The 25,236-nt window shown below is 71.3% G+C and carries 24 protein-coding genes; 10 read left to right on the forward strand and 14 right to left on the reverse strand.

Annotated features, from left to right (window positions below; translation table 11 throughout):
• Positions 1-448: 448 nt before the first annotated feature.
• Positions 449-787 (forward strand): transcriptional regulator WblA, encoded by a 339-nt coding sequence (gene wblA, locus IE244_RS24450; RefSeq protein ID WP_191875710.1) that lies wholly within the window; start codon positions 449-451, stop codon positions 785-787.
• 242 nt (positions 788-1,029) lie between these two features.
• Here the strand turns inward: wblA and bagB are convergent, their stop codons facing one another.
• Both bagB and bagA read right to left on the reverse strand, forming a co-directional pair.
• Positions 1,030-2,397 carry an ATPase BagB gene (gene bagB / locus IE244_RS24455; protein ID WP_191875711.1) on the reverse strand — a complete coding sequence of 456 codons (1,368 nt, stop codon included), beginning with the start codon at positions 2,395-2,397 and terminating at the stop codon, positions 1,030-1,032.
• On the reverse strand, positions 2,394-3,371 hold the full coding sequence (gene bagA, locus IE244_RS24460) for an ATPase BagA (protein ID WP_191875712.1): 978 nt from the start codon (positions 3,369-3,371) through the stop codon (positions 2,394-2,396). Before bagA ends, bagB begins: the two co-directional genes overlap by 4 nt.
• A 117-nt stretch (positions 3,372-3,488) precedes the next feature.
• Here bagA and sp36 point away from each other — a divergent pair, with 117 nt between their 5' ends.
• From sp36 to IE244_RS24480, 4 genes are all read left to right on the forward strand, one after another.
• Positions 3,489-3,659, forward strand: coding sequence for a Sp36 family protein (gene sp36, locus IE244_RS24465; RefSeq protein ID WP_107069317.1), 171 nt, complete (start codon positions 3,489-3,491; stop codon positions 3,657-3,659).
• Positions 3,656-4,120, forward strand: coding sequence for a RidA family protein (locus IE244_RS24470; RefSeq protein WP_191875713.1), 465 nt, complete (start codon positions 3,656-3,658; stop codon positions 4,118-4,120). Before sp36 ends, IE244_RS24470 begins: the two co-directional genes overlap by 4 nt.
• A 78-nt stretch (positions 4,121-4,198) precedes the next feature.
• Positions 4,199-5,140 (forward strand): NUDIX hydrolase, encoded by a 942-nt coding sequence (locus tag IE244_RS24475; RefSeq protein WP_229854313.1) that lies wholly within the window; start codon positions 4,199-4,201, stop codon positions 5,138-5,140.
• Positions 5,137-5,967: an MBL fold metallo-hydrolase gene (locus tag IE244_RS24480; RefSeq protein WP_191875714.1), complete on the forward strand. Its 831-nt coding sequence runs from the start codon at positions 5,137-5,139 to the stop codon at positions 5,965-5,967. Before IE244_RS24475 ends, IE244_RS24480 begins: the two co-directional genes overlap by 4 nt.
• Here IE244_RS24480 and IE244_RS24485 read toward each other — a convergent pair.
• From IE244_RS24485 to IE244_RS24500, 4 genes are all read right to left on the reverse strand, one after another.
• Positions 5,964-6,461, reverse strand: a complete 498-nt coding sequence (locus IE244_RS24485) for an SRPBCC family protein (RefSeq protein WP_191875715.1) — start codon at positions 6,459-6,461, stop codon at positions 5,964-5,966. The genes IE244_RS24480 and IE244_RS24485 overlap by 4 nt on opposite strands.
• 14 nt (positions 6,462-6,475) lie before the next feature.
• Positions 6,476-7,360 (reverse strand): RNA polymerase sigma-70 factor, encoded by an 885-nt coding sequence (locus IE244_RS24490; RefSeq protein WP_191875716.1) that lies wholly within the window; start codon positions 7,358-7,360, stop codon positions 6,476-6,478.
• A gap of 107 nt (positions 7,361-7,467) precedes the next feature.
• Complete coding sequence (locus tag IE244_RS24495) at positions 7,468-8,292, reverse strand: nucleotidyltransferase domain-containing protein (RefSeq protein ID WP_191875717.1); 825 nt, start codon at positions 8,290-8,292, stop codon at positions 7,468-7,470.
• 159 nt (positions 8,293-8,451) lie between these two features.
• Positions 8,452-9,126: a Crp/Fnr family transcriptional regulator gene (locus IE244_RS24500; protein WP_030734182.1), complete on the reverse strand. Its 675-nt coding sequence runs from the start codon at positions 9,124-9,126 to the stop codon at positions 8,452-8,454.
• Positions 9,127-9,459: 333 nt separating this feature from the next.
• Between IE244_RS24500 and nth the strand changes: the two genes are divergently transcribed.
• The 3 genes from nth (at position 9,460) to IE244_RS24515 (ending at position 12,497) form a co-directional block, all read left to right on the forward strand.
• The gene (gene nth / locus IE244_RS24505) at positions 9,460-10,422 is read left to right on the forward strand and encodes an endonuclease III (protein ID WP_191875824.1); all 963 of its coding nucleotides are present in this window, start codon (positions 9,460-9,462) and stop codon (positions 10,420-10,422) included.
• 54 nt (positions 10,423-10,476) lie between these two features.
• Complete coding sequence (locus IE244_RS24510; protein WP_037685484.1) at positions 10,477-11,202, forward strand: NUDIX hydrolase; 726 nt, start codon at positions 10,477-10,479, stop codon at positions 11,200-11,202.
• A 95-nt stretch (positions 11,203-11,297) separates the two neighbouring features.
• Positions 11,298-12,497, forward strand: a complete 1,200-nt coding sequence (locus IE244_RS24515) for a MarP family serine protease (protein ID WP_191875718.1) — start codon at positions 11,298-11,300, stop codon at positions 12,495-12,497.
• 35 nt (positions 12,498-12,532) lie between these two features.
• Here IE244_RS24515 and IE244_RS42170 read toward each other — a convergent pair whose 3' ends face one another.
• The 6 genes from IE244_RS42170 to IE244_RS24540 form a co-directional block, all read right to left on the reverse strand.
• Entirely contained in the window at positions 12,533-12,712 is a 180-nt protein-coding gene (locus IE244_RS42170; RefSeq protein WP_229854314.1) for a hypothetical protein, read from the reverse strand.
• Positions 12,713-12,881: 169 nt separating this feature from the next.
• A complete protein-coding gene (locus tag IE244_RS24520) occupies positions 12,882-13,814 on the reverse strand; it encodes an alpha/beta fold hydrolase (protein WP_191875719.1) in 933 nt (310 codons plus the stop codon).
• Positions 13,811-14,299 carry a phage holin family protein gene (locus tag IE244_RS24525; protein WP_191875720.1) on the reverse strand — a complete coding sequence of 163 codons (489 nt, stop codon included), beginning with the start codon at positions 14,297-14,299 and terminating at the stop codon, positions 13,811-13,813. The genes IE244_RS24520 and IE244_RS24525 overlap by 4 nt, the downstream gene beginning before the upstream one ends.
• A gap of 127 nt (positions 14,300-14,426) precedes the next feature.
• Positions 14,427-15,881, reverse strand: coding sequence for a Na+/H+ antiporter NhaA (gene nhaA, locus IE244_RS24530; RefSeq protein WP_191875721.1), 1,455 nt, complete (start codon positions 15,879-15,881; stop codon positions 14,427-14,429).
• A 184-nt stretch (positions 15,882-16,065) separates the two neighbouring features.
• Complete coding sequence (acs, locus tag IE244_RS24535) at positions 16,066-18,021, reverse strand: acetate--CoA ligase (RefSeq protein WP_191875722.1); 1,956 nt, start codon at positions 18,019-18,021, stop codon at positions 16,066-16,068.
• 116 nt (positions 18,022-18,137) lie between these two features.
• Positions 18,138-20,489 carry a SulP family inorganic anion transporter gene (locus tag IE244_RS24540; protein WP_191875723.1) on the reverse strand — a complete coding sequence of 784 codons (2,352 nt, stop codon included), beginning with the start codon at positions 20,487-20,489 and terminating at the stop codon, positions 18,138-18,140.
• Positions 20,490-20,771: 282 nt separating this feature from the next.
• Here IE244_RS24540 and IE244_RS24545 point away from each other — a divergent pair, with 282 nt between their 5' ends.
• A complete protein-coding gene (locus IE244_RS24545) occupies positions 20,772-22,037 on the forward strand; it encodes a polysaccharide deacetylase family protein (RefSeq protein WP_191875724.1) in 1,266 nt (421 codons plus the stop codon).
• 43 nt (positions 22,038-22,080) lie between these two features.
• Here IE244_RS24545 and IE244_RS24550 read toward each other — a convergent pair whose 3' ends face one another.
• Positions 22,081-23,073: an ATP-binding protein gene (locus tag IE244_RS24550; protein WP_191875725.1), complete on the reverse strand. Its 993-nt coding sequence runs from the start codon at positions 23,071-23,073 to the stop codon at positions 22,081-22,083.
• Between the two features lie 101 nt (positions 23,074-23,174).
• Between IE244_RS24550 and IE244_RS24555 the strand changes: the two genes are divergently transcribed.
• On the forward strand, positions 23,175-23,999 hold the full coding sequence (locus IE244_RS24555; protein WP_191875726.1) for a Fic family protein: 825 nt from the start codon (positions 23,175-23,177) through the stop codon (positions 23,997-23,999).
• A gap of 360 nt (positions 24,000-24,359) precedes the next feature.
• Here IE244_RS24555 and IE244_RS24560 read toward each other — a convergent pair whose 3' ends face one another.
• Positions 24,360-25,190: an HAD family hydrolase gene (locus tag IE244_RS24560; protein ID WP_191875727.1), complete on the reverse strand. Its 831-nt coding sequence runs from the start codon at positions 25,188-25,190 to the stop codon at positions 24,360-24,362.
• Between the last annotated feature and the right edge of the window lie 46 nt (positions 25,191-25,236).

Genomic DNA, 25,236 nt, shown 5'->3' on the forward strand with positions numbered 1-25,236 from the left:
TCTCGGGATGTTCGGGTGCCGGATCGTGACGGCAGCGCAACCTGACCTGCCTACGTTGCCATTTCCCGGACACGGGCGCAGGCCTTGGCCTAAGCTGCTCTCAACTGTCACAGCAGCGCGGTCACGTATCAATACGTCTGGCGGCCCCGAATCGTTCCGGAAGTACCCCGACTTTTTGGTGGGGGCGTGTCCGAATCCGCCTTGTGTGTCACCCCGCGCCCGGTGTGGCGCATCACAGCTGCCCCGGTTTGTCGGGATGGTCGTGTATGTCGTCAGCTCACTCCCGCGGGTGATCTGCCGCTTACCCATAGTCCGTTCGGACCATTCAAGATTGGGCCCGAAGGGGGTGTTGCGCTGTGCCCACCTTCCGTAACGTCCTCAACTGGCGGCGGTGAATATGCCGCTGCCGCCGTGGGGGAGCCTCGATTCGGGAGAGGACGGCGCCGGTATGGGCTGGGTAACCGACTGGAGTGCGCAGGCTGCCTGCCGCACTACCGATCCGGATGAACTGTTCGTTCAGGGAGCAGCGCAGAACAGGGCCAAGGCGGTGTGCACCGGATGCCCGGTACGCACCGAATGCCTGGCCGACGCGCTGGACAACCGCGTCGAGTTCGGCGTGTGGGGAGGCATGACGGAGCGGGAGCGCCGCGCACTGCTGCGCCGCCGGCCCACCGTGTCCTCCTGGCGCAGGCTGCTGGAGACCGCCCGCTCGGAGTACGAGCGCGGCACGGGCATCGTGCCCCTCGACAGCGACGAGGTGTACGAGCACTACGCGGCGGTGAGCTGAGGGCGTTTCCCCCGGCACATTCCTGGCTACGGGGTCCGGAAAGCGTCGATCCGGTCTGCGCCTGGGGCAGCCACGATCGGCCTTGCGGCCCGCCCGCGGAGACGGTCCGAGCTCGCCGGGGTGTCGCACAGCCATCCCGGCTGCGCGTTCCGTCCCCCCGCCGTTCGCGCGTGTGCCACCCACGCGCCTGCGACGACCGCCTGCCGGCGTACGCCGCCGCCCCTTCCGTGCCCGTGACCGCGCTACGGCAGCTCCGTGTGCTCGGTCGCGCCCGCTGCCAGCAGGGTGCCGATGTCGCGCAGCCCCGCGAGGTCGTGGACATCACCGGGCAGTGCGGGTACTTCCACCACCGCCACCTCGGGGTGACGGGCGGTGAAACGGTCCCGTGTGCGCTGCTCGCGGGAGAGCAGCTGCATGCGATCGGCGTGCAGTCGCAGCAGACCGGCGGTGAGCCGGTCGACGGAGCGTTCCTCGTCGGCGGGGGAGCCTTCCTCGGAAGCCGGGGCGTCGGGTGCGGCCGCGGATGCGGTGGATCGCGAACTGCCGTATGAGTCGGGAGAGTTACGAAGTCCAGCTTTCCCGCCCCCCTGATCCACAATGCGGGGGTCCTCAAGATTTTCGGCGGCGGCGAGGGCCCGCTCGGCCGACAGCCGGCCGGCGCCGCTGCCGTGGACCCGGTTCAGCACCAGACCCACCAGCGGCATCTTCTCCGCGGCCAGCCGCTCCACGAAGTACGCCGCCTCCCGCAACGCGTCCCGTTCCGGGGCCGCGACCACCAGGAAGGCCGTGCCGGGCGCCTGGAGCAGCTTGTACGTGGCGTCCGCACGTGTACGGAACCCGCCGAAGGTGGTGTCCATCGCGGCCACGAAGGTCTGGACGTCCTTCAGCAGCTGACCGCCCAGCAGCTTGCCGAGCGTGCCGGTCATCATCGACATACCGACGTTGAGGAAGGCCATCCCCGCCCGGCCGCCCAGTTTGGCGGGGGCCGTCAGCAGGCGGATCAGCCGGCCGTCCAGGAACGAGCCGAGCCGCTTGGGCGCGTCCAGGAAGTCGAGCGCGGAGCGGGACGGCGGGGTGTCGACCACGATCAGGTCCCACTCGTCCTTCGCGCGCAGCTGGCCCAGCTTCTCCATCGCCATGTACTCCTGCGTGCCCGCGAAGCCCGCCGAGAGTGACTGGTAGAAGGGGTTCGCCAGGATCACGGCCGCCCGTTCGGGATCCGCGTGCGCCTCCACGACCTCGTCGAAGGTGCGCTTCATGTCGAGCATCATGGCGTGCAGTTCGCCCTCGCCCTCGGTGCCCTTCACCCGGCGCGGGACGTTGTCGAGGGAGTCGATGCCCATCGACTGGGCCAGCCGCCTGGCCGGGTCGATGGTCAGCACGACCACCTTGCGGCCCCGCTCGGCCGCCCGGAGACCGAGAGCCGCGGCGGTCGTCGTCTTGCCGACCCCGCCCGAGCCGCAGCACACCACGATCCGGGTCTCCGGGTCGTCCAGCAACGGGTCGACGTCGAGGGCGCGCACCGGGGAGAGCGGGCGGGCCTTCTCCGGCCCGTCGGCCCTCTGCGGCGCCTGGCCCGTCTCGGGTGCCTCGGCCGGGTCCGGACTCATGACAACCCCTGCTTCCGCAGCTCGGTGGCGAGTTCGTACAGGCCCGCCAGGTCCATGCCCTCGGCGAACAGCGGCAGTTCGCCCAGCGGCAGGCCCAGCTCGCCCAGGACCGCGCGCTGCTCCTGCTCCAGCGCGTACCTCTCGGCGTACTCCGCTGCCTGCGCCAGCAGCGGGTCCACCAGCTTCTCCGCGTTCCCGCCGCGCCGGGCCCCGCCCAGACCGGCCGTCGACAACGCCCGTGCGACCGAGGAACGCCCCACGGTCCGTACGAGTTCCAGATCGCCCGCGTCCAACACCTCCGGCCGGACCATGTTCACGATGACCCGGCCCACCGGCAGCCGCGCGGCGCGCAGTTCGGCGATGCCGTCGGCGGTCTCCTGGACCGGCATCTCCTCCAGCAGCGTCACCAGGTGCACCGCCGTCTCCGGCGATTTCAGCACCCGCATCACCGCCTGCGCCTGATTGTGTATGGGGCCGATCTTCGCCAGGCCCGCCACCTCGTCGTTCACGTTCAGGAAGCGGGTGATGCGGCCGGTCGGCGGGGCGTCCATGACGACGTAGTCGTACGCGAACCGGCCGCTCTTGTCCTTGCGGCGCACGGCCTCGCACGCCTTGCCGGTCAGCAGGACGTCCCTGATGCCCGGGGCGACGGTGGTGGCGAAGTCGATGGCGCCGAGCTTCTTCAGGGCCCGGCCCGCGCCACCGAGTTTGTAGAACATCTGAAGGTAGTCCAGAAGGGCCAGTTCGGGGTCTATGGCGAGGGCGTACACCTCGCCGCCCCCCGGAGCGACCGCGATCTTCCTCTCCTCATACGGCAACGCCTCTGTCTCGAAGAGCTGGGCGATGCCCTGCCGGCCCTCGACCTCGACGAGAAGCGTCCGCTTCCCCTCGGTCGCGAGGGCCAGCGCCAGTGCGGCGGCGACCGTCGTCTTTCCGGTCCCGCCCTTGCCGCTGACGACCTGGAGCCTGCTCACGTCTTCGAGCCTAACCAGTCCGGCCGACACTCACGCGGGAGGCTGTGGATAACGCAGGTCACTGTCCCAGGGGTCACAGGTGAGGTTCCCCGGGCCGCAGCGGCTACAGTCGCCCCCATGACCAAGTGGGAATACTCGACCGTGCCGCTGCTCGTCCATGCCACGAAGCAGATTCTGGACACCTGGGGCGAGGACGGCTGGGAGCTCGTCCAGGTCGTGCCCGGGCCCAACAACCCCGAGCAGCTCGTGGCCTACCTGAAGCGCCAGAAGCGGGAGAAGCACGCATGAGCGCGGTCGAGGCCAAGCTGGCCGAGCTGGGACTGACCCTGCCCGAGGTCGTACCGCCGCTGGCCGCGTACCAGCCGGCCGTGCGGTCCGGCGTGTACGTCTACACCGCCGGGCAGCTGCCGATGGTCGAGGGCAAGCTGCCGGTCACCGGCAAGGTGGGCGCCGAGGTCACGCCGGAGGAGGCCAAGGACCTGGCCCGTACGTGCGCGTTGAACGCGCTGGCCGCGGTGAAGTCCGTCACCGGCGACCTGGACCGCATCGCACGTGTGGTGAAGGTCGTCGGCTTCGTCGCCTCCGCCGCCGACTTCACGGGGCAGCCCGGTGTCGTCAACGGCGCCAGCGAACTGCTCGGCGAGGTTCTCGGCGACAAGGGCGTGCACGCCCGCAGCGCCGTCGGCGTCGCGGTGCTGCCGCTGGACGCGCCGGTCGAGGTCGAGATCCAGGTGGAACTCGTCCCGTAACCGCACCGGAACCCACCGGAACACCGCTGACCTCGGGTACCTCTCGAACATTCGCCCTACACGGGATAGCCTCCGGCCATGGCGAACGGTCAGTGGTACCCCCCGGAGTGGCCGGACCGCATCCGCGCGCTCGCGGCCGGCACGCTCACCCCGGTGTCCCCCAGACGCGCGGCCACGGTGCTGCTCCTGAAGGACACCGCGTCCGGCCCGGCCGTCCACATGCTGCGCAGACGCGCCTCCATGGCCTTCGCCGGAGGCGCGTACGCGTACCCCGGAGGCGGGGTCGACCCGCGGGACGACGACGGTCTGGTGCGCTGGGCGGGCCCCACGCGCGCGTGGTGGGCGGACCGGCTCGGCGTCGACGAGCCGGGCGCCCAGGCGATCGTCTGCGCGGCCGTACGGGAGACGTACGAGGAGGCGGGCGTGCTGCTCGCCGGGCCCGACGCGGAGTCGGTCGTCGGCGACACCACCGGCGAGGAGTGGGAGGCGGACCGGGCCGCGCTGGTCGCGCGCGAGCTGTCTTTCGCGGAGTTCCTGCACCGGCGCGCTCTGGTGCTGCGCTCGGACCTGCTGGGCGCCTGGACCCGCTGGATCACCCCCGAGTTCGAGGCCCGCCGCTACGACACCTGGTTCTTCGTGGCCGCCCTGCCCGAGGGGCAGCGCACCCGGAACGCCTCCACGGAGGCCGACCGCACGGTGTGGATCCGCCCGGAGGAGGCCGCCGCCGGCTACGACGGGGGCGAGCTGCTGATGATGCCGCCCACCATCGCCACCCTGCGCCAGCTGCTGCCGTACGCCACCGCCGCCGAGGCGCTGGCGGCGGCCCCCGCGCGTGACATGACGCCGGTGCTGGCCCGCGCCCGCCTGAGGGACGGCGAGGTTGTGCTGTCCTGGCCGGGGCACGAGGAGTTCACCAAGCGCATCCCGAAGGATCCGACGGCCACCGCCACGAGCGCCGCGCCGGGCACCGGGAACGGCGCCGCGACGACCGCCGAGACGAGGGGTGGAGGGCCCGCATGACCGACGCAAGCGCCCTGCCGGGCCAGCCCCGCGGCCAGGTGCTCTCCGGCCCCGCCACCGAACGGGCCGTCAACGTCCTCGCGCCCAACGCCTCCGCGATGACCCTGGACGGCACCAACACCTGGATCGTCGCCGAGCCGGACTCCGATCTCGCCGTGGTGATCGACCCGGGCCCGCTGGACGACGGCCATCTGCGTGCCGTCGCCGACACCGCCGAGAAGGCCGGCAAGCGCATAGCCCTGACCCTGCTCACCCACGGCCACCCCGACCACGCCGAGGGCGCCGCCCGCTTCGCGGAACTGACCGGCACGCGCGTGCGTGCCCTCGATCCGGCGCTGCGCCTGGGCGACGAGGGGCTGGCCGCCGGCGACGTGATCTCCGTCGGCGGCCTGGAGCTGAGGGTCGTACCGACCCCCGGACACACCGCGGACTCGCTGTGCTTCCATCTCCCGGCCGATCAGGCGGTGCTGACCGGTGACACCATCCTCGGGCGCGGTACGACGGTCGTGGCGCACCCCGACGGCCGTCTCGGCGACTATCTGGACTCCCTGCGCCGACTGCGGTCCCTGACGGTGGACGACGGCGTGCGCACCGTCCTGCCGGGCCACGGGCCGGTCCTGGAGGACGCCCAGGGTGCCGTGGAGTTCTACCTCGCCCACCGCGCCCACCGGCTCGCCCAGGTGGAGACGGCGGTCGAGGACGGCTACCGCACCCCGGCCCAGGTCGTCGGCCACGTGTACGCCGACGTGGACCGTTCGCTGTGGCCGGCGGCGGAGCTGTCGGTGCGGGCCCAGATGGACTACCTGAGCGAGCACGGGCTGATCTAGCGGGCGCCGGTGCGGCGCGGCCCCTCCTGCCTCGCCGGATCCGGCGAGGCAGGAGGGGCCAGCGCCTCCTCGGCCGCCGCGAGGATGCTGCGGAAGGCACGGGTGATGACCGGCCGGGCCAGGAACCGGGTCAGGAGCGGGCCGACCAGGGGCAGCGGGATCTCCGCCCGGGTGGTCCAGCGGACCAGGGTGCCGCGGTCGGTCCGCGTGAACGTCATGCGGCCGAGTTCGTGCCGGGCCGACGGCACGCTGCGCTCCACGACGTACTCCGTGGCGTACGGCGGGTCGTACACGGTGATGCGCTCCCGGAACCAGCCGATCAGCCACAGGTGGCTGCGGACCGCGCCGACGCCGTAGGGCGCCTGCTCGCCCTGCCGGGTCAGCCGGCAGCGCAGCACCAGGGGCGAGGCGGTGTAGTGGGTGGTCGTCGTGAGCCAGGCGAACACGTCCTCGACGGGGGCGTCGATGACGCGTTCCACGGTCATGGTCTCCATGCCTGTCGGCCTCCTCAGCCGAGTGGTCCTCTGTCGAGTGGCCGCACCACGTCGGCGCGGTCCAGCTTGTCGGGGTTGCGCATGCCGTAGAGGCCGGTGATCCGTCCGTCCCGGATCTCGAACGCCACCAGCCAGTCCAGCGCGTCGCCGGTGAGGAACCGTGCCGCGGGCATGCCGTTGTAGCGGGCGGGTTCGACGCGGGTCGTCGTCGCGCTGGTGCGGTACACGCCGAGGACGAACCGGGCGACGTCGTCGCGTCCGGTGACCGGGCGGCGGGCGGCCACGGCCTTTCCGCCGCCGTCGGAGATCACCACGACATCGGGTGCCAGCAGGTCCATCAGCGCCTGTACGTCGCCGTTCGCCGCCGACCGCAGGAACCGCTCGACGATCTCCCCGGTGGCGGCGGAGTCGGGCTCGAAGCGGCGGCGCCGCGCGTGCACGTGGCCGCGGGCGCGGTGCGCGATCTGCCGGACGGTGCCCTCGGCCTTGCCGACCGCGGCGGCGATCTCCCCGTGCGTGTAGCCGAACACGTCGTGCAGGACGAACACCGCGCGCTCGGTCGGGTTCAGCGTCTCCAGGACCAGCATCATGGCCATCGACACCGACTCGGCCAGGACCACGTCCTCGCCGACGTCGGGCTGGGTGCGGATCGGCTCGGGCAGCCACGGGCCCACGTACTCCTCGCGCCGGGCCCGGACCGCGCGCAGGTGGTTGAGCGCCTGCCGGGTCACCGTGCGCACCAGGTACGCGCGTGCGTGCCCGACGGTGGCCGGATCGACCTCCCGCCAGCGCAGATAGCTCTCCTGGAGCACGTCCTCGGCGTCGGCGGCGCTGCCCAGCATCTCGTAGGCGATGGTGAACAGCAGCGGACGGTGTTCGGTGAAGGCGTCGTCGGCCATGATGTGCCTCGGCTCCTCTCTCGGGACGGCACTGAGACACGTCCGGGCGGCGAACCGTGACAGTCCACGACGGTGACTCGGGTCACAGTGCGATGCTGGGGTCTCGGTCAGTCCCCCGGGCGCGGGTCCTTCACGCCGTGCACGCGCGCGTACTCGGCGGCGAGCCAGGGCCCCAGGTCGTCCACGTAGGCCCGCAGCACGTCCGGGTCGCCGACGGGCTCGTAGCCGTACCGCGCCGCCGTGCGCAGCTGTGCGGCCCGCTCGGGGTAGAAGCCGGCGAACGCCTCGGCCATCTCGCGCAGATCGCTGGTCCAGCCGTTCCAGCGGGGCATGACGAGCGTGAAGCCGGTGCGGACGAGATGCCGGGACATGAAGCGCACGAGCGGCCGCCGGGCCTCCTCGGTGGCGTTGGCGCCCGCGATCCGCTCCCGCCAGCGGGGCAGCCACCGCGCCAGGTCGCCGTTGGTCTCGCGGGCGAGCAGGGAGTCGGGGCGGTAGCGCGGCAGCTGCTCGGCGAGGTCCTCGCCGAGCAGCGGGGTGCACAGGCAGGCGACGAACCAGGCGAGGTCGTACCGCTCCCGCTCGCCCAGCAGCCGGTCCCTGCCGTACAGCAGGGTGCCGACGCCGTCGATCTGTGGGAACCGCGCGTCGACCGCCTCGCCGAGGGCGCGGACGGCATCCCGGTCGGCGTCGGTCGGCTCGTCCCGGAGCGCCACCAGCAGGTCCAGGTCGCTGCGGCCCACGCGTGCGGTGCCGCGCGGGACGGACCCGTAGAGGTAGGCGCTGTGCAGCCGCGCCCCGAAGACCTCCGGCAGCCGGTCGCGCGCGGCGGCCACGACCGGGCGGAACACGGCGGGCACGCGCGCGAGGGAGCCTTCGCGCGCGATGAAGCCCTGGTCGTCGAGTCCGGGCCGACGGATCGTCTCAGCCATGGGTCACCTGTGCCGGCCTCAGCCCGTCCGGGGTCCGCGGACGAGGCCGTTCGTGCCGAAGCGGGGGGCCCGGGGTGGCGGCCCGGGGAGGGGCGGGTACGACAGTGGGGTCCGGCTCCGGGAGAAGCGGGACCCCAGGTCGTACGGCCGATACCGGCGTCAGCGCGACCGCTTGGCCAGCCTCTCCACGTCGAGCAGGATCACGGCACGCGCCTCCAGGCGGAGCCACCCGCGCTGCGCGAAGTCCGCCAGCGCCTTGTTCACGGTCTCGCGCGAGGCGCCGACCAGCTGGGCCAGCTCTTCCTGCGTGAGGTCGTGGACGACGTGGATGCCCTCTTCGGACTGCACGCCGAAGCGGCGCGAGAGGTCCAGCAGGGCGCGTGCCACGCGGCCGGGGACGTCCGAGAAGACCAGGTCGGACATGGCGTCGTTGGTCTTGCGCAGTCGCCGGGCGACAGCGCGCAGCAGGGCGCCGGCCACCTCCGGGCGGACGTTCAGCCAGGGCTGGAGGTCGCCGTGGCCGAGGCCGAGGAGCTTGACCTCGGTCAGCGCGGTCGCGGTCGCCGTGCGCGGGCCCGGGTCGAAGAGCGACAGCTCACCGATCAGCTCGCCGGGACCGACGACGGCGAGCATGTTCTCGCGGCCGTCCGGGGAGGTGCGGTGCAGCTTGACCTTGCCCTCGGTGACGACGTACAGCCGGTCGCCCGGGTCGCCCTCGTGGAACAGGGAGTCGCCGCGTGCGAGGGTCACCTCACTCATGGAGGCGCGAAGCTCCGCGGCCTGCTCGTCGTCGAGAGCCGCGAAGAGCGGGTTGCGCCGCAGAACGTCGTCCACTGAGTTCTCTCCTTGTCGACCTGCTCAGGGGATCTTGCTCCCCCGAGTGCCAGGGGACCGTGTTCCCCATTTTGCCGGACGGTCCAAACAGTGTGATCTGTCACAAGGATGCCGCACAGGTGTCCCGAGGTAAGCGTCAGGGGTCCAATCGGAGTCCGATCAACCGGGTCCGGGGCGGATGTCGGTGCCGGGCTCTAGGCTGGCCGGGTGTCCAATTCGCCGGTGACAGCACAGGCCAAGGGGGTTTAGCGGGTGGTTGCACGTCGCGATTCTGCCGTGGGCGAACAAGGGTCCGGTGACGGTAAGAAAACTGGAAAAGCGGCTAAAAAGGTCATCTCCCCCCAGGGGGTCGACTCTGCCGAGAGGGCCGCCTCCTCGAAGAAGGCGGCCTCGGGGAAGAAGGCCGCCTCCGCCGCCTCCGGGAAGAAGGTCACCGTCGCGAAGAAGGTGGTCGCGACCGGCGAGGCCGTGGCGGTGAAGAAGGCGCCACCCGCCAAGAAGGTCGCCGCGAAGCCACCACGGGACGAGTCCCGCACCGCTCTGGTCCGCCGCGCCCGCCGCATCAACCGCGAGCTCGCCGAGGTGTACCCGTACGCCCATCCCGAGCTGGACTTCGAGAGCCCCTTCCAGCTCCTGGTCGCCACCGTGCTGTCGGCCCAGACCACCGACCTGCGCGTCAACCAGACGACCCCCGCCCTCTTCGCGAAGTACCCGTCCCCCGAGGACCTGGCCGCCGCCAACCCGGAGGAGGTCGAGGAGATCCTGCGCCCCTGCGGGTTCTTCCGGGCCAAGACCAAGTCGGTGATGGGGCTGTCCAGGGCGCTCGTCGACGACTTCGGCGGTGAGGTCCCGGGCAGGCTGGAGGACCTGGTCAAGCTGCCCGGCGTCGGCCGCAAGACCGCCTTCGTCGTGCTCGGCAACGCCTTCGGACGGCCCGGGATCACCGTGGACACCCACTTCCAGCGGCTGGTCCAGCGCTGGCAGTGGACCGAGGAGACCGACCCCGACAAGATCGAGGCCGCGATCGGCGCGCTGTTCCCGAAGAGCGACTGGACCGACCTGTCCCACCATGTGGTCTGGCACGGCCGCCGTATCTGCCACGCCCGCAAGCCCGCCTGCGGCGCCTGCCCCATCGCCCCGCTCTGCCCGGCCTACGGCGAGGGCGAGACCGACCCGGACAAGGCGAAAAAGCTCCTGAAGTACGAGAAGGGCGGCTTCCCCGGCCAGCGGCTCAAGCCCCCGCAGGCCTACCTCGACGCGGGCGGCAAGCCGGCCCCGCCGCTGGGGGCCGCGTGACGGAACGATCTCGGGGCCCTCGGGCGTTGGACAGGCAGAGCGACGGGGGTGGCGATGGCGAGGACCAGTGAGACGCGGGGCGGTCCGGTGGCGCGCGGCGCGGCGGCGCGGGGCCCGGTGACGCTGAGCAAGGAGGGGCTGCCGGAGTGGCTGGGGCCGGTGGTGCGGGCGGCCGAGACGGTCGAGCCGGTCCAGCTGAGCCGCTTCCTGCCGCCGGAGAACGGCTCGGGCCGCAAGTCGGCCGTGCTGATCCTCTTCGGCGAGGGTGAGCGCGGCCCGGAGCTGCTGCTCATGGAGCGCGCCGGCTCGCTGCGCTCGCACGCCGGGCAGCCGTCCTTCCCGGGCGGCGCGCTCGACCCCGAGGACGGCGACCCGCACGCCGACGGGCCGCTCCGGGCCGCGCTGCGGGAGGCCGAGGAGGAGACCGGCCTGGACCCGTCGGGCGTCCAGCTCTTCGGCGTGCTGCCCGCGCTGTACATCCCGGTCAGCGGTTTCGTGGTCACACCGGTCCTCGGCTGGTGGCGCGAGCCCAGCCCGGTCGGCGTCGTCGACCCGAACGAGACCGCGCGGGTCTTCACGGTCCCCGTGGCGGATCTCACGGACCCCGCGCACCGCGCCACCACCGTTCACCCCAGTGGTCACCGAGGTCCGGCATTCCTGGTCGAATCGGCTCTGGTGTGGGGCTTCACGGCCGGAGTGATCGACCGCCTGCTCCATTTCGCCGGCTGGGAGCGCCCCTGGGACAGGGAAAGGCAGGTCCCGCTCGACTGGCACTCATGACAGGGTGTCGTCCGTGCTGTGTCTTTCCGGGGGCCGACCCCCGGGCCCCCGGCCGGGCCGCGGGGAGCGGAATGGAGTAGGCGAGGCCTGAAGCGGTGAACGTGCTGGACATCCTGTTGCTGGTCGCGGCTGTGTGGTTCGCGGTCGTCGGCTATCGCCAGGGCTTCGTCGTCGGCATCCTGTCGGTGATCGGGTTCCTGGGCGGCGGCCTCGTCGCCGTCTACGCGCTGCCCGTGCTCTGGGACGCCGTGACCGACAACGCGGACGTCGGCACCACCGCCGCCGTGGTCGCCGTGGTCGTCGTCATCGTCTGCGCCTCCGTCGGCCAGGCCCTGACCACCCACCTCGGCAACAAGCTGCGCCGGTACATCACCTGGTCCCCGGCCCGCGCCCTGGACGCCACCGGCGGCGCCCTGGTCAACGTCGTCGCCATGCTGCTGGTGGCCTGGCTGATCGGCTCCGCCCTCGCCGGCACCACCCTGCCGACACTCGGCAAGGAGGTGCGCGGCTCCAAGGTGCTCCTCGGCGTCTCCCGGGCGCTGCCCGCGCAGGCCGACACCTGGTTCGCGGACTTCTCCTCCGTCCTCGCGCAGAACGGCTTCCCGCAGGTCTTCAGCCCGTTCGCCAACGAGCCGATCAAGGACGTCCAGCCGCCCGACCCGGCGCTCGCGAACAGCCCGGTGGCCCTGCGCGCCCAGCGCTCCATCGTCAAGGTCACCGGCACCGCCCAGAGCTGCGGCAAGGTCCTGGAGGGCACCGGCTTCGTCTTCGCCGACCGCCGCGTCATGACCAACGCGCACGTGGTCGGCGGCGTCGACGCGCCCACCGTGCAGATAGGCGGCCGGGGCCGCAAGTACGACGCCAAGGTCGTCCTGTACGACTGGAAGCGGGACATCGCCGTGCTCGACGTACCCGACCTGAAGGCGAACGCCCTTAGGTTCTCCCCGCAGGACGCGGGCGGTGGTGACGGCGCGATCGTCGCTGGCTTCCCCGAGAACGGCTCGTACGACGTGCGCGCCGCGCGCGTGCGCGGGCGCATCACGGCCAACGGCCCGGACATCTACCACCGGGGCACGGTCCGCCGAGACGTCTACTCGCTGTACACGACCGTCCGTCAGGGCAACTCCGGCGGCCCGCTGCTCACGCCCGCCGGACGCGTGTACGGCGTGGTGTTCGCCAAGTCACTCGACGACGCCGAGACGGGCTACGCCCTCACGGCCGACGAGATCCAGCCCGACATCGAGCAGGGTCGTACGGCGAACGAGCAGGTGGACACCGACAGCTGCGCCCTGTGACACCCGGGAGCGCCTGTGACGCTCCGCAGGAAGGGTCAGCCGCGCGGGTGACGCAGGCGCACCGACACCCAGCGGGCGCGGCGGCGCAGGATGTGCGGGATCCCCACCCGGAGATCCGCTTCCGCGAGTTGCGGGGTGCCTCGCTGAGGCGTGCTCAGGCCTGTGGCCGAGCGGCGGTTGCGGGGTGCGTCACTGTAGTCGTGCGTCCAGCCCATACCCCGACGTGTGCCCCCGCCCGAAGGTCGATAACCGCTTGAGCGCCGCCCAATTGGCCTATGCGGCAGGCATGTGGCCGTTCGGGGGACAAGCGTTCACGATCCGGATACTCCACGCATCGAGCCCGTCACCGAACGGTCACAAACCCGCACGCCCCCGGCGCGCGTGTCACCGGTCCGGCTCGGGGTCCTTGAGCCAGTTGACGAGTTCCTGGGAGAACGCCGCCGGGTCCTCCTCGTGCGGGAAGTGGCCGAGGCCGTCGAACAGCCGCCAGCGGTACGGGGCTTCGACGTACTCGCCCGAACCGGCGGCGCTGCGCGTGCGTGTCACCGGGTCCAGGGAGCCGTGCAGATGCAGCGTCGGCACCCGCACCGGCCGCTTCATCCGGCGGTTGAACTGGATGCCGTCCGGGCGGGCCAGCGAGCGCACCAGCCAGCGGTACGGCTCGATCGAGCAGTGCGCCGTCGACGGGATGCACATGGCCCGCTGATAGGTCTCCACCGCCTCGTCCTCCGGCGGCTGCGGCCCGGACCAGTCCCGGATCAGACGGCCCACCAGCGCCCCGTCGTCCGCGGTGAGTTGACGCTCCGGGATCCACGGCCGCTGGAAGCCCCAGATGTAGGAGTTGGCAGCCGTCTGCCGGGCGTCGCGCAGCATGGCCGCGCGCCAGCGCCGAGGATGCGGCATCGAGACGACCGCGAGCCGCCGTACGAGCTTGGGCCGCATCGCGGCCGCCGTCCACGCCAGATAGCCGCCCAGGTCATGGCCGACCAGCGCCGCGTCCGGCTCGCCGAGCGAACGGATCACGCCGGTGACGTCGAGGGCGAGATTGGCGGGGTCGTACCCGCGGGGCGTGCGGTCGCTGCCGCCGACACCCCGCAGGTCCATCGCCACCGCCCGGTAGCCCGCGTCCGCGAGCGCGACCAGCTGGTGCCGCCAGGTCCACCAGAACTGCGGGAAGCCGTGCAGCAGCAGCACCAGGGGGCCGTCGCCGAGTTCGGCGATGTGGAAGCGCGCGCCGTTGGCGGCGACGTCCCGGTGCGTCACCTTTGTCCCGTGGGGGAGGTCGATCCGTACGGCCGAGGGGGCGGGGTCCGTCATGACGACGAGCGTGCCACAGCCTCGATGGCCGCGGGGCCCCGGTCCTCGGGCAGCTCCGCGCGCGGGTGCGGCTTGGCGTTCTGCAGGACGCCCGCCGTCTCCTTCATCGAGGCGGCCACCTTCTGCGGACCCTGGCTCTTCTTGGCCTTCTTCGCGAACGCCACGCCGATCAGCGCGAGGAGACCGGCGACCAGTACGTTGGCCGCGAAGGACAGCAGGAAGCAGACCGCCAGGTTCCAGCCGCTCCAGGTCCGGATGCCGTACGCGAGCGCGAAGTTGAGCATCGGCAGGGAGAACACCAGCACGGCGCCCGCCATCGAGAAGGCGCCGCCGCTCACCGCGCCCTTCTTCACGTCCTGCTTCAGCTGGGCCTTGGCCAGGGCGATCTCGTCGTGCACCAGCGCCGACATCTCGGTCGTCGCCGAGGCGAACAGCTGGCCGATACTGCGTTCGGCGCCGACCGGGCTGCCGTCGGGTGCGCTCATCGCGTTCTCCCTCAGAATTCTCTCGTGCCGCAGGCGTTCCGTCGGGTACGGCCGCCCCGCCGGCGCGGCCGTCCTGTCCGGCCGTCCTGCATCAAGTGGCCGTCTTGTTTTGTACCGTCTCGTCAGATCATGCCGGACGCTCGTCCTCCTCGCCTGCCCCGCCCGGTACTTCCTGAAGCCCGTGGCGCGTCGCGGCTACCCGCTCGGCGGCCATCCGCCGGTGTTCGGCGGCCTTGCGCTCGTGGATCTCGGCCATACGGAGGTGATAGGCGGGGTCGTCCTGCTCGTAGACGTCCGGGATGCCGTCGTGGTCCTCGTCGCGGTCCTCCGCCTCGCACAGCCTGCGGTACCTGGCGTTGCGTATCTTCAGCAGCACCGTCGCGCACAGCGCCGCGATCAGTGATCCGGTGAGGACGGCGGCCTTGACCTCGTCGGTGAGGACGGCGTCGCCGGCGAAGGCCAGCTCGCCGATGAGCAGGGAGACGGTGAAGCCGATACCGGCGAGGGAGGCCACCGCGAAGACGTCGGCCCAGGCGAGGTCCTCGCTGAGGGAGGCGCGGGTGAAGCGGACGGTGAGCCAGGTGCCGCCGAAGATGCCGAGCGTCTTGCCCAGGACGAGCCCCAGCACCACACCGAGCGTCTCCGGCTTGGTGAACACGTCCCCGAGCGCCCCGCCGGAGAGGGTGACCCCGGCACTGAACAGGGCGAACATCGGCACGGCGAAGCCCGCGGACAGCGGCCGCGCCAGGTGCTCGATGTGCTCGCCCGGCGAGTGCTGCTCACCCTCCCGGGTGGTGCAGCGCAGCATCAGGCCCATCGCCACGCCGGCGATGGTCGCGTGCACGCCGCTGGTGTAGGTCAGCGCCCAGATCACCACGGCCAGTGGCACGTACACGTACCAGCCGCGCACGCCCTTGCGCAGCAGCAGCCAGAAGACCACCAGCCCGGCGGCGGCCCCGCCCAGCGCCGCGAAGTCCAGCCGGTCGGTGAAGAAGACCGCGATGATCAGGATCGCGAAGAGGTCGTCGACGACCGCGAGGGTGAGCAGGAAGGCGCGCAGTGAGCTGGGCAGGGAGGTGCCGATGACCGCGAGGACGGCGAGCGCGAAGGCGATGTCGGTGGCGGTGGGCACGGCCCAGCCCTGTGTGGAGCCGTGTCCGGTGAGGTTGGTGAGGGTGTAGACGAGTGCCGGTACGGCCATGCCGCACAGCGCGGCGACCACGGGCAGTACGGCGGCCCGGGGCTCGCGCAGGTCCCCGGCGACCAGCTCGCGTTTCAGCTCGATGCCGGCGACGAAGAAGAACACCGCGAGAAGGCCGTCCGCGGCCCAGTGGGCCACGGACAGGTTCAGGCCGAGCGCGCCGGGACCGAGGTGGAAGTGGCTGACCGACTCGTAGTCGGCGCGGAGGGCGGGGATGTTCGCCCACAGCAGCGCCGCCACGGCGGCGGCGAGCAGCAGAACGCCGCCGACGGTCTCGGTCCGCAGCGCGTCCGCGACGATGGCCCGCTCGGGCAGGGAGAGGCGGCCCAGCGCCTTGCGAGGGGCTTTGCCGAGGGATTTCCGGGAGCGGGGCGCGGCCACGGTGGGGACCTCCGGGTCGGTACGGCGTTGATCACGCCGTCACGCGGGATCGCTGACGGCGCCGCCGACCAGACTTCCCGGCACACCCTGAGGTCGCCATTTTACTCGACTTTGACGCCGGAGGTTAGCAAGGCGAAGGAAAATCCCGCGCCCCCGAAGGGGCACGGGAAACCGCGCGGACCTCTCAGTCCTCGCTGGGCGCCGCGGGCAGCTTGGCCTGGATGAGGTCCATGACCGCGGAGTCCGTCAGCGTGGTGACGTCACCGAGCTGACGGTTCTCCGCCACGTCCCGCAGCAGACGGCGCATGATCTTCCCGGAGCGCGTCTTGGGCAGCTCCGCCACCGGCAGGATCCGCTTGGGCTTGGCGATCGGCCCGAGCGTGGCGCCCACGTGGTCGCGCAGCTCGCCGACCAGCGCGTCGGTCTCGGCGGCCGTACCGCGCAGGATCACGAACGCGACGATGGCCTGGCCGGTGGTGTCGTCGACGGCACCGACGACGGCCGCCTCGGCGACCGACGGGTGCGAGACGAGCGCCGACTCCACCTCGGTGGTGGAGATGTTGTGCCCGGACACGAGCATCACGTCGTCCACCCGGCCCAGCAGCCAGATGTCGCCGTCGTCGTCCTTCTTCGCGCCGTCACCGGCGAAGTACTTGCCCGCGAAGCGGGACCAGTAGGTGTCGATGAACCGCTGGTCGTCGCCCCAGATGGTGCGCAGCATCGACGGCCACGGCTCGGTCAGCACCAGGTAGCCACCGCCGCCGTTGGGCACCTCGTTCGCCTCGTCGTCGACGACGGTCGCGCTGATGCCGGGCAGCGGGGTCTGCGCGGAGCCGGGCTTGGCGGTCGTGACACCGGGCAGCGGCGAGATCATCATCGCGCCGGTCTCGGTCTGCCACCAGGTGTCCACGACGGGCGTCCTGTCGGCGCCGATGTTCTTGCGGTACCAGATCCATGCCTCGGGGTTGATGGGCTCGCCCACCGAACCGAGGACCCGCAGGGAGGACAGGTCGAACTTGGCGGGGATGTCGTCGCCCCACTTCATGAACGTCCGGATCGCCGTCGGTGCGGTGTAGAGGATCGTGACCTTGTACTTCTGGACGATCTCCCAGAACCGGCCCTGGTGCGGGGTGTCCGGCGTGCCCTCGTACATGACCTGCGTCGCGCCGTTGGCCAGCGGGCCGTACACGATGTACGAGTGGCCGGTGACCCAGCCGACGTCGGCCGTGCACCAGTACACGTCCGTCTCCGGCTTGAGGTCGAAGACCGCCCAGTGGGTGTACGCCGTCTGGGTGAGGTAGCCGCCGGAGGTGTGCAGGATGCCCTTCGGCTTACCGGTCGTGCCGGAGGTGTAGAGGATGAACAGCGGGTGCTCCGCCTCGAACGCCTCCGGGGTGTGCTCGGCGGACTGCCGGTCCACCAGTTCGTGCCACCAGACGTCCCGCTGGCCGTTCCAGGCCACGTCCTGGCCGGTACGGCGGACGACGAGCACATGCTCGACGTTGTCGACCTTGCTGATCGCCTCGTCCACGGCGGGCTTCAGCGCGGACGGCTTGCCGCGCCGGTAACCGCCGTCGGCGGTGATGACGACCTTGGCGTCCGCGTCCTGGATGCGGGTCGCGAGCGCGTCCGCCGAGAAGCCGCCGAAGACCACCGAGTGCGCGGCGCCGATCCGGGCCGAGGCCAGCATCGCGATCGCCGTCTCCGGGATCATCGGCATGTAGATGGCGACCCGGTCGCCCTTCTGCACCCCCAGTTCCAGCAGGGCGTTGGCCGCCCTGGAGACCTCGTCCTTCAGCTCGGCGTAGGTGATGGAGCGGCTGTCGCCGGGCTCACCCTCGAAGTGGATGGCGACACGGTCTCCGTGTCCGGCCTCCACATGCCGGTCCACGCAGTTGTACGCGACGTTCAGCTCGCCGTCCTTGAACCACTTCGCGAACGGCGGGTTCGACCAGTCCAGCGTCTCGGCAGGCTCCTTGGCCCAGGTCAGCCGGCGGGCCTGCTCGGCCCAGAAGCCGAGCCTGTCAGCCTTGGCCTGTGCATACGCCTCCGCTGTGACATTGGCGTCCGCTGCCAGGTCGGCGGGGGGCGCGAACCTGCGTTCTTCCTTGAGCAGGTTGGCCAGGCTCTCGTTGCTCACGACATCTCCCTTTCCAAGGGTGTCCGTTGTGTCCCAGGCCACAGCTCATCAGACGCGGGGGTCCGATGACAAGGGTCGACCGGTAAATTGGTTTAGACCTGTCGGACGCCGCCCTCTCAGACCGGGCTGGGGGCCTCTCGTGCGGGTACCCCTTCCATGACACCTTCCGTGACCTCCTCGAACACCTCGCCCTCTTCCGTGCGCGTGAGCAGATACGCCTGGGCCTCGCCCACGTGGAAGTACATCCCGTGCAGCTCCAGCTCGTCCCTGCCCAGCGCCCGGGCCACCGGGCCGTGCGCCCGCAGGTGTTCCAGCTGCTGGACCACGTTGACCAGGCACAGCTGCTCCACCGTGTCCGCCGTCGCGCGCCCGGCCAGCCGGGGCCGGGCACGGCGGTCGTTGGTCATCCGCGCCAGGCTCGGCCGCCCGTGCCGCAGCCAGCGCCGCAGCGGGGTGCCAGGGGTGTCCTCGCCCGCGTCGGTCGCGGCCGCCAGCGCCTGCATCGCCCCGCACCCCGAATGTCCGCACACCGTGATGGAGCGCACGCCGAGCACGTCCACCGCGTATTCGACGGCGGCCGCCACCGAGTCGTCGCCGTGCTCCTGTCCCGGCGGCGGCACCAGGTTGCCGATGTTGCGGACGACGAACAGGTCGCCGGGACCACTGGCGGTGATCATCGACGTGACGAGCCGGGAGTCGGCACAGGTGAGGAAGAGCTGCGTGGGCCGCTGGCCCTCCCGGGCGAGCCGCGCCAGTTCCTCCCGCACCAGCGGCGCGGTGTTGCGCTGGAACGAGCTGATCCCACGAGCCAGTTCCCGCCCCGCCCCCTGACCCGCTTTCCGGTCCGCCGGGGCTGCGGCTTCGGGGAAGCAGGACTGGTGGTTGCGCCAGGGCGTCCAGGGCCGGCACCGGCACCCGGCGGAGGAGGCCGGCCCGGCGGTCCGGATTCCGCCGCGCCGGCCCGACAGCTCGGCCGTACCACCCCGGGCGGTGTGGGTGCTGCGCCACTCCTGCAGTGACTCGTACGCCGCGTGGTCCATGAACGACCCGTCCAACTCCACCACGGCGGGAGCACCTTGGGGGACGAGGTGCAGGGCGCGACTGAGCCGGGGGACCGCGAGGAACGTCAACTGACCTCGGACACGTACGTAATGGACTCCTTCCTTCTCTTCATGGGTGATGCGGGTGCGGGCGAGGCGGCTGAGGGCGAGGGCGACCGCCACGGCGACCCCGAGGAACACGCCCTGCAGGACGCCGAGGAGCACCACGCCGAGTGTGGTCGCGGCGTAGACCGGCACTTCGCGGTGGCGCGTCACCGCGCGGATGTGGTGCAGGGACACCATCTGGACACCGACGGCCATGACCAGGGCGGCGAGGGAGGCGAGCGGGATCTCCTCCAGTGCCGGGACCATCAGCAGCGCGGCGACTACTACGAGAACGCCGTGCAGCATCGTGGAGTTCCGGCTCACGGCACCGGAATTCACATTCGCGGTGCTGCGCACGGCCACCCCGGCGACCGGCAGTCCGCCGAGCGCACCGGAGACGATGTTGGCGGCGCCCTGGCCCAGCAACTCCCGGTCCAGGCCTGCACGGGCGATCGGGGGGACCGGGCCGGTGCGGCCCGCGATCAGCTTGTCCACGGCCACCGCGCCGAGCAGCGACTGCACGCTGCACACCAGGGTGGTGGTGAGCACGGCGGCGGCGAGGCCGAGTGCCGGCCCCTCGGGCGGTCCGGCCAGGGCGTGACTGCGCCAGGAGGGCAGGTCGACCCTGGGCAGGGACAACCCGGTCAGAGCCGCCGTGGCGGTGGCCCCGGTGACGGCGACGAGGGCGGCCGGTGCGTTCCGGAGCAGCCGGCCGGCGCGGCCGGGCAGGCGGGGCCAGGCCAGCAGCAGGGCGAGCGTCAGCGCGCTCATCGAGACGGCGGCCGGGTGCAGCCGGGCCAACTGGGCGGGCAGCGCACGCAGGTTGGCGAGGACGGAGCTGTCCGGGCTGCCGCCGAGGACGATGTGCAGCTGGGCGACGGCGATGGTGATGCCGATGCCGGCGAGCATGCCGTGCACCACGGCCGGGCTGACCGCGAGCGCGCCGCGTGCCACCCGCAGACAGCCGAGGCCGAGCTGGGCGAGCCCGGCGAGGACGGTGATGCCGCAGGTCGTCCGCCATCCGTAGCGGTGGATCAAGTCGGCGGTGACGACGGTGAGCCCGGCGGCGGGACCGCTGACCTGGAGCGGGCAGCCGCCGAGACGGCCGGCGACGATTCCGCCCACGGCGGCGGCGACGAGTCCGGCCTGCAGCGGAGCGCCGGTGGCCAGGGCGATACCGAGGGACAGGGGCAGGGCGATCAGGAACACCGCGATGGACGCGGACAGATCGGCGCCCGCCACGGGCGAGCGGCGCCGGCGGCCCGGCGAAGGGTTGTGCGGCGGGTGCGGATACGGGGGGTGCGGGGGTGCGGGGGCTGACATGGTCCTGTCTCCTCCGGGGCGGCACGGTCGCGGACCGGGCGGGATGGATCACTGTCGGTAAATGAATCGTAATGAAGAGTAAAGATGAGGCATAACTTTTCGGGGCAAACGGGGCAGTCGATCGCTCACCGGGGTGAAGTAATCATTTGATCGGCTTGTCGTACTAATTCCTTCTCGCTCCCGTGCGACCTTGGCGGCGCTGCCGGCCTGCCAGCCCGGCACATCACCAGAAAACGGCCCTCGTCAGCGTTTGCCTGAGAGAAGGAAGAAGGTGGGCGGAACATGGCCGCCACCCAGAGGATCGCCGTCGGCGCCGTGGTCGCCGCGGCCTGTGCCTCATCGCTCGCCGGTTGCGCGACCGGCTCCAACGGTTCGAAGGAAGGGGCGTCCGGCCCGCAGAAGGGGGCGGCGGCCCCCGAGAGCGTGGTCCGGCTGATCGGGGACGGATCCACGGCGTACACCGGCGCGCAGCCGCATCTGCCGAGACCCGAGCGGCTCAAGTCCGGTCAGAAGCCTCCGCAGTTCGTCGTGTTCTCCTGGGACGGCGCGGGTGAGGACAGCCAGAAGCTGTTCTCGCACTTCCGCAAGGTCGCCAAGGACAACCACGCGAACATGACGTTCTTCCTCAGCGGGGTGTACCTGCTGCCGGAGGAGAAGCGCGACCTGTACAAGCCGCCCCAGCACGCGCCGGGCAGCTCCGACATCGGTTTCAACGACGAGAGGGGAATCGCGGACACCGCCCAGCAGGCACGGCTGGCCTGGCTGGAGGGCAACGAGATCGGCACGCACTTCAACGGCCACTTCTGCGGGCCCGACGGCGGGGTCGGCACCTGGTCGGTGGAGGAGTGGAAGAGCGAGATCAGCCAGGCCAAGCAGTTCGTGAAGTCCTGGAAGACCAACGCCGGCATGAAGAAGTCGGCCCCGCTGCCCTTCGATTACGACAAGGAGCTGATCGGCGCCCGCACCCCCTGCCTCGAAGGCCAGCAGAACTTCATGAAGGCGGCCCGCCAGTTGGGCTTCCGCTACGACTCCAGTGGAGTCAACGACCAGATCTGGCCCAAGAAGAAGGAGGGGCTGTGGGACGTGTCCATGCAGCTGGTGCCCTTCCCCGGGCACACCTATGAGCAGCTGACCATGGACTACAACTTCATGGTCAACCAGTCCGGCACCGAGACCCAGGGCGACCCGGACAAGTTCGACTACTGGGGCGACCAGATGCGCGACGGCCTCATCAAGGGCTTCTACCGGGCCTACGACGGCAACCGCGCGCCGCTGATCATCGGCAACCACTTCGAGTCCTGGAACGGCGGCACCTACATGCGCGCCGTCGAGGACACGGTGAAGGAGGTGTGCAACAAGCCCGACGTGCGCTGTGTGTCCTTCCACCAACTGGTCGACTGGCTGGACGCCCAGGATCCGAAGACCCTGGAGAAGCTGCGCACGCTGAAGGTGGGCGAGGCCCCCAGGCAGGGCTGGGCGTCCTTCCTCTCCGGCCGCCCGGCCCCGGCGCCGAAGGGCGTGCCCGGGGCGCCGGCGGTCCGGCAGTAGGCGTCGTACGCGAGCGGCGGGCGTCACCTACGAGCGGTGCGTCTCACACGGCTGTCGTGACACCCACGCCCATGTCTTCGCCGAGCACGAAGGCGGGGTCGACCTGCGCCGCCAGGTCGGCCCCGGTGCGCTCATTGCCCCAGGCCTCGGCGTTCTTCAGGTGGAAGTGCACCATCTGGCGGGTGTAGCGCTCCCAGTCCCGCAGCTCGTACGTGGCGTCCGCGGTGGCCCGCAGCGTGTGCAGGGCGCGGGCGTTGGCCTCCTCCAGGAGGTCGAAGCGGGGCGGGCGGCCCTTCTCCATGGCGCGCACCCAGTCCGAGCGCCCGACCGTCACGAGCAGGTCGTCCCCGACCTCCGCACGCAGGAAGTCGATGTCGTCCTCTTCCTGGATCTTGTTGCCGACGACCTTCAGGGCGACGCCGAAGTCGCGGGCGTACTCTTTGTACTGGCGGTAGACGGAGACCCCCTTCCGGGTCGGCTCGGCGACGAGGAACGTCATGTCGAAGCGGGTGAACATGCCGGAGGCGAAGGAGTCCGAACCCGCCGTCATGTCGACCACGACGTACTCGTCGGGGCCGTCGACGAGGTGGTTCAGGAACAGCTCCACCGCTCCGGTCTTGGAGTGGTAGCAGGCGACCCCCAGGTCGGCGTCCGTGAAGGGGCCGGTGACCATCAAACGGACGGCGCCGCCGTCGAGTTCCACCGGACGCGCGCACGCGTCGTAGACCGGATTCGGCTCGCGCACCCGGACCAGCCGGGAGCCCTCGCCGGGCGGGGTCGTCTTGATCATCGTGGTGGCGGAGGCGATCCGCGGGTTGGCGCCCCGCAGGTAGTCCTTGATCAGCGGCAGCCGCTCGCCCATGGCGGGCAGTGCGGCGGCGTCCGCCTCGTCGAGGCCGAGCGCCGGCCCGAGGTGCTGGTTGATGTCGGCGTCGATGGCGACCACCGGGGCGCCTGCGGCCACGAGGTGGCGGATGAAGAGGGAGGAAAGCGTGGTCTTGCCACTGCCGCCCTTCCCGACGAAAGCAATTTTCATGTTCACCAACAGTAGTCAGTCGATAGCTGTATGTGTCATGTGGAAGTGAAGAAGACCACTCCTTCGAGGGGCGGGCCGGTGGGGTGCGTAGGGTCGTACTCATGAGTACGACAGGCGCGAACGCCGACCCGCTCGCGGCCCTGGGCTCGCTGCCCGGTGTGGCCGACTCCGTGGAGTCCGTGCGCAAGGCCGTGGACCGGGTCTACGGGCACCGGATCATGCGGCGCCGCAGCACGGCGATCACCTCCGAGGCGGCCCTGCGCGGCGCCCGCGGTTCCGCGGCGCTGTCGGGCGCCGACTGGGCCCTGGAGGAGGTGCGGCGGCGCACCGACTTCGGCGCCGACCCCGAGGCGCAGGTCATGGGCGCGGCCCTCAGGCTGTCGGCGGAGGCCGGACAGCTGCTGTCCATCTGGCGGCAGTCGCCCCTGCGGGTGCTGGCCCGGCTGCACCTGGTGGCCGCGGCGAGCCAGGGCGAGGAGGTCGGCAGGCCGCGCCAGGCCGGTGAGGCGGTGGACGAGCCGCTGGTCGAGCTGCCGCTGCCGGACGCCCAGGAGGTCTCCGGCCGGCTGGAGGGGCTCGCGGAACTGATCATCGCGGGGACGTCCGCGCCCGCGCTGGTGACGGCCGCGGTGGTGCACGGCGAGCTGCTCGCGCTGCGGCCCTTCGTGTCCCACAACGGTCTGGTCGCGCGCGCGGCCGAGCGGATCGTCCTGATCGGCAGTGGCCTGGACCCGAAGTCGATCTGCCCGGCCGAGGTCGGGCACGCCGAGCTGGGCCGCGCCTCCTACCTGGCGGCGCTGGACGGCTACGCCTCCGGCACTCCCGAGGGCATGGCGGCCTGGATCGCGCACTGCGGCAGGGCGGTCGAGCTGGGAGCGCGCGAGTCGACGGCGGTGTGCGAGGCGCTGCAGCGCGGCGCGGCCTGAGTCGTCCCCGGAAGGGCCCCGGACAAGGGTTGCGGCGGTACGAGTGCTCGTACCGCCGCTGGCATGCTCACCGGGTTACCAAGCGTCCTCGATATGTGCCCATCAGGTCGGGAACTTTGCCCGTCACCTGGTGCGGCTGGCCCGTAATCGACGGGTCGACGTCGCGTGGGTGCTCGGTGTCCATGCGGGGTCCGTGTGGCCAAATGCGTAGTGGTAGGTGATCCTCGCGGATGTCCTTTGGTCTCGCGGGCCTAAGGTCTTTGTACCGCGAGCCGGGAAGAAGCGGAACCCCTGCCTGCGGTTCTTTACTTTTACCTTCAAACGAGGGTGAAACGGGCGCCGTTCGGATGGCGCTCCGGCTCAGGCGGTGCTCCGGCGCCGGCTGGCGTACCAGACGAGGCCCGCCGTCGCGGCCGCCGCTCCTACGGCCGCCGCCGCGACCAGCGCGGGGCGGGGCGGTACGGAGAACGTGGGCAGCCGCTTCTTCAGCGGGACCGGCCGGCGGAACTCCAGAACCGGCCAGCCCTGAGCGGCCGCCTCGCGGCGCAGCGCGCGGTCCGGGTTCACCGCGTGCGGATGCCCGACGGTCTGGAGCATCGGCAGATCGGTCGCGGAGTCGCTGTAGGCATAGCAGCGTTCGAGGTCGTAGCCCTCGGACACGGCCAGTTCCCGGATCGCCTCGGCCTTGGTCGGACCGTAGGCGTAGTACTCCACCTCGCCGGTGAAGCAGCCGTCCTCGCCGACGACCATGCGCGTCGCCACCACCCGGTCGGCGCCGAGCAGTTCTCCGACGGGTTCCACCACCTCGGCGCCCGAGGTCGACACGATCACCACGTCCCGCCCGGCCGCGTGGTGCTGCTCGATGAGGGAGGCGGCCTCGTCGTAGATGATCGGGTCGATGAGGTCGTGCAGCGTCTCGGCGACGATCTCGCGGACCTGCTGCACGTTCCAGCCGCGGCACAGGGCGGACAGATACTCGCGCATGCGCTCCATCTGGTCGTGGTCCAGGCCGCCGGCCAGGAAGACGAACTGGGCATATGCGGTACGCAGCGCGGCCCTGCGGTTGATCAGCCCGCCTTGGTAGAAGGACTTGCTGAAGGTGAGCGTGCTCGACTTCGCAATGACCGTCTTGTCCAGGTCAAAGAAGGCTGCTGCGCGGGGCAAGGAGTGGTTTTCCACGCCCCTGAGCATAGGCGCCCACCATTCGGCGTAAGGTGTGGCGCGTGGGTTTGCCTGA

This window comes from Streptomyces filipinensis, assembly GCF_014649495.1.
Lineage (GTDB): Bacteria > Actinomycetota > Actinomycetes > Streptomycetales > Streptomycetaceae > Streptomyces > Streptomyces filipinensis.